The sequence below is a fragment of the Streptomyces sp. NRRL B-24572 genome (assembly GCF_002156145.1).
Classification (GTDB): domain Bacteria; phylum Actinomycetota; class Actinomycetes; order Streptomycetales; family Streptomycetaceae; genus Streptomyces; species Streptomyces vietnamensis.
On record NZ_MWIG01001017.1, the window covers coordinates 1 to 2729 of the forward strand.

Consider the following 2729-nt stretch of genomic DNA (forward strand, 5'->3'; position numbering starts at 1 on the left):
GTCGGCGCACGGGTTCACGCAGGGGCCCTTCGCCCACCACTCCGGCAGCATCGCGAGCGCCTCGTCGCCGAACGGGTTCACGCCCGGTCCGGCGGCCAGCGAGTGGCCGACGAGGACGTGCAGGCACTTGACCCGGTCCGGCATGCCGCCGGCGCTCGGGAAGCCCTCCAGGACCTCGATGGCGTCACGGCGGGCGATGTAGTCCTCGTGCGCGGCCCGGTAGGCGGCGGCGAGCTCCGGGTCGGTGGCGAGCCGGGCCTGCATCTCCTTCATGACCCCGTTGGCCTCCAGGGTGCCGATGGCCGAGGCCGCACGCGGGCAGGTCAGGTAGTACGTGGTCGGGAACGGCGTGCCGTCGGGGAGCCGGGGCGCGGTCTCGACGACGTCCGGGTTGCCGCACGGGCAGCGGTGCGCGATGGCGCGCAGACCGCGGGGCGGGCGGCCGAGCTGGAGCTCGAAGGCGGCGATGTCCGTGTCGGTGGGCTCGGTGCGTTCGGTCTGCGGAGGGGGCGTTTCCATCTCGGATCCTGGAGTTGTTCAGTGGCGGTCGGCGTTGTCCACGCCGTCCCACAGGTTGTCGTACCAGGGGCGGTCCGCCGCGCCCTGGTCGGCGCGGGGCCGTTGCTCCGCGTCGGGGTCGTTCACGGTGAAGCCGGTCTCGCCGGGGAGCACGTAGTGCAGGTGCTCGCGGGCGAGGCGGCGGACGTAGGCGGGGTCCTGGAGGCGGGCCTTCTCGTCCTTCAGTTCCTCGACCCGCCGGGCGGCCTCGGCGGCCTTGCGCTCCTGCTCGGCGATCTCGCCCTGCTGGGAGACGTAGCTCCGCATCGGGTAGGCGAGGGCCACGACGAGGGAGCAGACCACGAGGGCGAGGAAGGCCGCGCGGCCGGTGAGCCGGGAGCGGCGGGCCTGGCGGCGGGTCTGGGAGCGGTAGACACGGGCGGCGGTCTGCTCGCCGAGCAGCCTGATCCGGGTCGCGGTCGAGAACCGGTCCCGGTCCTTCGCGGCCATGTCGTGTCGCCTCCCCTGTTCACGCGTGCGTCCCCGCACACGGTACGGGACCGAGTACGGGGACGCTTCGCTTCGCTACGCCTTTGCTCCCTATTCAATTCTCCGGATGCAAAGCCCGTGTCTACAGCGTCAGGCCAGGTCAGCCCTTGAAGCGCGGGAAGGCGCTGCGGCCGGCGTAGACCGCGGCGTCGTCGAGGATCTCCTCGATGCGCAGGAGCTGGTTGTACTTGGCGACGCGGTCCGAGCGGGCCGGGGCGCCGGTCTTGATCTGACCGCAGTTCACGGCGACGGCGAGGTCGGCGATGGTGACGTCCTCGGTCTCGCCGGAGCGGTGGGACATCATGCACTTGAAGCCGTTGCGCTGGGCGAGCTCGACGGCGTCGAGGGTCTCGGTCAGCGAGCCGATCTGGTTGACCTTGACCAGGAGGGCGTTGGCGGTGCCCTCCTCGATGCCGCGGGCCAGGCGCTCCGGGTTGGTGACGAAGAGGTCGTCGCCGACGATCTGGACCTTGGAGCCCAGCTTGTCGGTGATGATCTTCCAGCCGTCCCAGTCGTCCTCGAACAGCGGGTCCTCGATGGAGACCAGCGGGTACGCGGAGACGAGCTCGGCGTAGTACTCGGTCATCTCGGCGGCCGAGCGGGACTTGCCCTCGAACTCGTACGAGCCGTCCTTGTAGAACTCGGACGCGGCGACGTCGAGCGCGAGCGCGACGTCGGAGCCCGGGGTGTAGCCGGCCTCCTTGATGGCCTCGACGATGAGGTCGAGGGCGGCGCGGTTGGACTCCAGGTTCGGGGCGAAGCCGCCCTCGTCGCCGAGGCCGGTGGAGAGACCCTTGCGCTTCAGGACGGCCTTGAGGGTGTGGTAGATCTCCGCACCCCAGCGGAGGGCCTCGGAGAAGGACTCCGCGCCGATCGGGGCGATCATGAACTCCTGGATGTCCACGTTGGAGTCGGCGTGCGACCCACCGTTGAGGATGTTCATCATCGGAACGGGCAGCAGGTGCGCGTTCGGGCCGCCCAGGTAGCGGAAGAGGGGGAGGTCGCTGGCCTCGGAGGCGGCGTGCGCGACGGCGAGGGAGACGCCGAGGATGGCATTGGCGCCGAGCGAGCCCTTGTTCTCCGTGGCGTCCAGGTCGAACATGGCCTGGTCGATCAGGCGCTGCTCGGTGGCGTCGTAGCCGACGAGCTCCGGGCCGATCTGCTCGATGACGGCGAGGACGGCCTTCTCGACACCCTTGCCCTGGTAGCGGTTGGGGTCACCGTCGCGGAGCTCGATGGCCTCGAACGCACCGGTGGAGGCGCCGGACGGAACGGCAGCACGGCCGGTGCTGCCGTCGTCGAGGCCGACCTCGACCTCGACCGTGGGGTTGCCTCGGGAGTCCAGGATTTCCCGGGCTACGACGACGTCGATGGACGGCACGAGCATCTCCTTTTTGGGATGTGACGCTGGATGTGACGCAAGGTCGGTGCAGGGTCGCTTGGCCTTGCGACAAGAGCCTAACCGGCTCGGGGGCCGCGACCGGCCGGGCGCCCGCCCCCTGGGACGAAAAAGGACCCAAGGGCATGCATCCCGGGACGAAGGCCCCCGGATCTACTGGACAGTAACCGTCAGGTCCCCCGAAACGGGGGAACCCCGGTCCGGCGCGCACGGGGGAAGGGGCACGCCGGACCGGGGTGGTCACCGCGGGAGGGTCGTCGGGGCCGCGTGAGCCGCCGGACTC

The 2729-nt window shown here is 70.6% G+C and carries 3 protein-coding genes; all 3 read right to left on the minus strand.

Annotated elements, in window-relative coordinates:
- A partial coding sequence (locus tag CCN56_RS39615) for a DUF501 domain-containing protein (RefSeq protein WP_107484312.1) occupies positions 1–519 on the minus strand: 519 nt, incomplete at its 3' end.
- A gap of 18 nt (positions 520–537) precedes the next feature.
- The gene (locus CCN56_RS39620) at positions 538–1008 is read right to left on the minus strand and encodes a septum formation initiator family protein (RefSeq protein ID WP_086832428.1); all 471 of its coding nucleotides are present in this window, start codon (positions 1006–1008) and stop codon (positions 538–540) included.
- 139 nt (positions 1009–1147) lie between these two features.
- On the minus strand, positions 1148–2434 hold the full coding sequence (eno, locus tag CCN56_RS39625; protein ID WP_086832429.1) for a phosphopyruvate hydratase: 1287 nt from the start codon (positions 2432–2434) through the stop codon (positions 1148–1150).
- Positions 2435–2729: the final 295 nt, after the last annotated feature.